4 protein-coding genes are annotated in these 3,918 nt (G+C 53.1%); 3 read left to right on the top strand and 1 reads right to left on the bottom strand.

Going from position 1 to position 3,918, the window contains the following annotated elements; translation table 11 throughout:
* The first annotated feature begins 193 nt into the window (after positions 1–193).
* Positions 194–961 (top strand): glycerophosphodiester phosphodiesterase family protein, encoded by a 768-nt coding sequence (locus INT22_RS08020; RefSeq protein WP_089038542.1) that lies wholly within the window; start codon positions 194–196, stop codon positions 959–961.
* A 36-nt stretch (positions 962–997) separates the two neighbouring features.
* Positions 998–1,858, top strand: coding sequence for a deoxyribonuclease IV (nfo, locus tag INT22_RS08015; RefSeq protein ID WP_193059623.1), 861 nt, complete (start codon positions 998–1,000; stop codon positions 1,856–1,858).
* Here nfo and INT22_RS08010 read toward each other — a convergent pair.
* Complete coding sequence (locus INT22_RS08010) at positions 1,828–2,415, bottom strand: helix-turn-helix domain-containing protein (RefSeq protein WP_089040878.1); 588 nt, start codon at positions 2,413–2,415, stop codon at positions 1,828–1,830. The genes nfo and INT22_RS08010 overlap by 31 nt on opposite strands.
* A gap of 151 nt (positions 2,416–2,566) precedes the next feature.
* Between INT22_RS08010 and INT22_RS08005 the strand changes: the two genes are divergently transcribed.
* Positions 2,567–3,775 carry a benzoate/H(+) symporter BenE family transporter gene (locus INT22_RS08005; RefSeq protein ID WP_226912513.1) on the top strand — a complete coding sequence of 403 codons (1,209 nt, stop codon included), beginning with the start codon at positions 2,567–2,569 and terminating at the stop codon, positions 3,773–3,775.
* Positions 3,776–3,918 lie beyond the last annotated feature (143 nt).

Raw genomic sequence — 3,918 nt, 5'->3', positions numbered from 1 at the left:
TACGTTTAGACATCTGGGCAAACTCCCATTGTTAATTACTGGACACACATTAGCAGGCTATCCAACCGCGTTGTGCGCCTCAAATCAAGCGATTAGCCAGCCATACAGGACATATTGCTGTCATGCACCCATGCTAGACTATCTGAAAAATGTTGATAACAATGCTTATCGATTACTCTAAAACGGACAGACTATGACGCACCCAGCAATCTGTTTGCCTACGCTTATAGCCCATCGCGGATACTCAGCCGCCGCACCTGAAAACACCCTAACGGCAGTGCGTGCCGCTCATCAAGCGGGCATTACTTGGGTGGAATTAGACGTTCAACTATTGGGCGATGGTACCCCTGTCATCTGGCATGATGGCGATATTAGCCGCTGCTCCGATAGCCGTGGCAACCTCGCTAACCTGACGTGGCAGCGTGCGCAACAGCTTGACGTCGGCAGTTGGTTTGGCGATGAGTTTGCAGGTGAAAAGATGGCTAGTCTAGAGGCCATGCTGGCGCTATTGAACGAACTCAATATGGGGGTGAATTTAGAGATCAAGGTAAACAAAGGCCGTGACCCCATCGCCTTGGTGGATACCGTATTACCAATCGTATTAGCAACACTGCCCGCCGAACGGCTGATTGTGTCCTCGTTTGATGCCCGAGCGTTAGCTCGATGCCGCCACTTTGCACCCAAAGAAGCCCTCGCGCTGGGCGTACTGTTTGGCAGCACACCTCCAACTTGGCGTGACCAGTGTCAAGCCATCGACGCCTTTAGCATTCACCCTCATTGGCCACGCTTAAAACACACCCAGGCTGCTGCCATGCGCCGAGATGGCTATGAAATTTTATGCTATACCGCCAACGACCCCAGCGCTTTTGAAAGCCGCTGGGGCTGGGGAGTAGCCAGCGCGATTACTGATGAGCCTGAAGCATTTCAACGCTATTTGAATAATCGACGTCGACACGGTTAAATTCGTCAATACTCACTACTCTACCTAAGGAAGACTATGCACTATCTTGGTGCCCACGTAAGCGCCGCAGGTGGCGCGGATCAAGCAGTGTTCCGTGCGGTAGAAATTGGCGCAAATGGCTTTGCTCTGTTCACCAAAAACCAGCGGCAGTGGAAAGGTAAACCGCTGACCGACGAGGCCATTGCGGCGTTTAAACAAGCCTGCCAAACCCACGGGTTTGGCCCAGAACAAATTTTACCCCACGACAGCTACCTGATTAACCTAGGCCATCCGGAAACCGCTGGGCTTGAAAAATCACGCGCTGCGTTTTTAGACGAAATGCAGCGCTGTGAGCAACTAGGTCTCACGTTATTAAACTTCCACCCTGGCAGTCATCTGAACAAAATCAGCGAAACCGACTGTTTGAAACGCATTGCAGACTCCATCAACGAGGCTTTGCTAGCCTCACAAGGTGTCACGGCGGTGATTGAAAACACTGCCGGGCAAGGCACCAACCTCGGCTGGCGCTTCGAACATTTAGCGGAAATTATTGCCCACGTTGATGATAAAACCCGTGTTGGCGTTTGTATTGATACCTGCCACGCCTTCGCCGCTGGGTATGACCTACGTACCGCCGAGGCCACCAAAGCAACATTGGATGAGCTAGGCAAGGTGGTCGGCTTTGAGTATTTACGCGGTATGCATTTAAACGATGCCAAGAGTGCCTTCGCCAGCCGTGTAGACCGCCACCACAGCCTGGGGAAAGGCAATATCGGCCTGGACGCGTTCACAACGATCATGCAAGACGAACGCATTCATGACATACCGATGATTCTGGAAACCGTCGAACCCGGCATTTGGGCTGACGAACTCAACTGGTTACGTGCTCAAGTGCCTGAAGCAGCGCCTGGCAAATAGTGAATCACATCGTGAAAACGTAGCCGCGTTGTAGCGCTGTTACGCATGGCGTGGGGTCGGTCAGCAAAAAAGCGCAGCCCCTCGCCCACTCGTAGCGTTTGCCAGCGCTCGTCAATGCGTAGCTCCATCTCGCCCTCGACAACGACGATGTGTTCTACCACACCGCTGGCGTGGGGAGACGACTCACTGATCGCCCCTGGTGCTAGCTCAATCATAAACATTTCAAAACCCAGCAGCGGGTCGTAAGGGAAAAGCAGCCGCGCTTGCATCCCGGCGCTATCATCGCCCCAAACGGACTCCCAGCCATCTCTGTGTAGTTCGCCTAACGCAGGCTTGTCACCATCAAACAGGGTTGAAAACGACACCCGAAAACCACTCGCGATCTTCCAAAGCGTTGAGATGGTAGGGCTAGACTCACCACGCTCTATCTGTCCCAACATGGCTTTACTCACACCCGTTTCACCCGCCGCGCGATCCAGGCTCCAACCACGCTCTTTACGTAGCTTTTTAACGGTTCCCGCAATGTGCTCGGCAATGGTATGAGGATCACTCACTATGCGGCTCTCCATAGAATTTAGTGTCGTAGTTTACCTATCCGGTCAGCGATGAACACCGGCGATGCCAATATTGTGCGCTATAACGCACAGTGATAGTCTGGCAGCATTGTGCGCTATAGCGCACGCCACCCAACGTAAACGAGGTAACACTATGGAGGCGCCACCAACTCTACAGCCCGCTGGAAGCCATAGAACTCCTTTCTGGCGAGACATTAGCCTCTCGGCCGTCACTGCAGGTTTCGTTGCGGTCACTATTGGTTATACAAGCTCAGCGGCCATCATTTTCCAGGCGGCAGCCGCGGCGGGCGCCAGCACTGCGCAAATCAGCTCTTGGCTGTGGGCATTGGGCATTGGCATGGGCATTACCTCGATAGGACTATCGCTGCGCTACCGGATGCCTTTATTGACTGCGTGGTCAACGCCAGGCGCGGCGTTTTTGGCGACGAATCTTCCTGGCATTCCACTTGATGAAGCGATCGGTGCCTTCCTCTTCTCCGCGCTGCTCATTACGCTCTGCGGCGTAACAGGTTTATTCGAGCGCTTGATGCGCTACATTCCCAGCGCAATCGCCTCGGCTCTACTGGCAGGTATTCTGCTGCGCTTTGGCCTAGAGTTGTTTAACGTTATGGAAAGCCAATGGCTGCTACCACTGGCCATGTTGGCCGCTTGGGTAGCAGGTCGGCGCCTATGGCCAACGCTCGCAGTGCCTGGCGTGCTGTTAATCGGCATTGCTATTGCCCTTTGGCAGGGTCAACTTAACGTACACAGCATTCCGCTAGCACCTACCGTACCGGTTTTCACTGCGCCTGCCTTTTCGTTGACAACGCTGATCAGCATTGGCATCCCCCTGTTTGTCATTACCATGGCGACTCAAAATTTACCTGGCGTAGCCGTGCTACGGGCAGCAGGCTATCAGCCAAACAGTTCGCCGCTCATTAGTTGGACAGGGGCTGCAACGCTGTTACTTGCCCCTTTTGGTGGCTATGCATTCAACATGGCGGCCATTAGCGCCGCGGTATGCATAGGGCCTGATGCCCATACGAATCCTCTTAAACGCTATACCGCAGGCGTTGCAGCGGGCGTGTTCTATATCGCGATGGGCATCTTTGGCGGCACAGTTACCGGTATCTTCAATGCGCTTCCCGGTGTCCTAGTTATGTCGCTGGCTGGTATAGCGTTACTTGGCACATTAAGCGGTGGGTTAGCGAATGCATTTGAAAATAGCGGGCAACGAGATGCCGCCATTGTTACCTTTTTACTTACCGGCTCTGGCATCACCTTGTTAGGTATCGGCGGCGCATTCTGGGGGCTTGTGGCGGGCTTGGTGGTACTAAAGCTGACAAAGGCTTCAAATCATTAGCGGTATGTTATTCATGCGATAACTATTCATGTAATAGCAATACGATAAAAAATGCCCCCAGAGCGTTCACTACTGGGGGCATTTTATTATTTCTGTTCAGCGCTATCTGCCTTTACATATGAGGCCATTACGCATTACATCGT

The sequence above is a fragment of the Halomonas sp. 3D7M genome, assembly GCF_014897885.1.
Lineage (GTDB): Bacteria > Pseudomonadota > Gammaproteobacteria > Pseudomonadales > Halomonadaceae > Vreelandella.
Note: the sequence above shows the minus strand (reverse complement) of the source record. Positions and strands in the feature narration are given on the sequence as shown.